The organism is Bacillus sp. P4_D3 (assembly GCF_056401855.1).
Genome location: NZ_JBFUIN010001167.1, coordinates 1 through 735, shown reverse-complemented (window position 1 = coordinate 735; position 735 = coordinate 1). Strand labels below are relative to the sequence as shown.

Here is a 735-nt window from a genome sequence, read left to right as displayed (position 1 = left end):
AAAAACTCTGCTACAAGGCAGAGTTTACGAACTAATTTGTTCTTGGAGCGAAATCTTTTTTTCATCTCCTACAATAACAATCGATTCTGAAGGTTTCGTTACTTCTAACCTCTTAATATAGTGTCCATCTAATTTTTTCACGCAAAATTTATAATTTTCAATTTTAATGGTATCGCCTTCGGAAATCTCAATATTTTTTGTTAGAATCCAACCGCCAATCGTATCGACATCATCGTCATCAATAGTCAAACCTAATAATGCGTTCACTTCACTAACAAGTACTTTTCCCTCTAAAATCGTTTTCGTCTCACTAACTTGTTGGATCTCCGGTTGTTCATCAGTATCGAACTCATCTTGAATATCCCCTACAATTTCTTCTAAAATATCTTCAACGGTTACAAGACCTGATGTACCACCATATTCATCAATTAATATAGCGATATGTGTCCTTTCTCTTTGCATTTTTAAAAATAGATCATGAATTGGGATAGATTCAATAACTAAAATAATTGGCCTAATATATTGCTCCACTGTCTTTTCACTAGCAACGCGATGCTTCACAAAATCTGTAAATATATCTTTAAAATTCACAAAGCCTATTACATGGTCCTTATCACCATCAACAACCGGATACCTCGTATATTTTTCATGAGACATTTTTTGTAAAGCCTCTTCAGCAGGCATTTCTTTATTTAAAATATTCATCTCTGTTCGTGGTACCATTATTTCTTTCGC

1 protein-coding gene is annotated in these 735 nt (G+C 33.6%); it reads right to left on the bottom strand.

What is annotated here, in order from left to right:
- Positions 1 to 24: 24 nt before the first annotated feature.
- Positions 25 to 735, bottom strand: a 711-nt coding sequence (locus tag AC1DTM_RS30015; protein WP_477001651.1) for a hemolysin family protein, incomplete at its 5' end; no start/stop codon positions are given.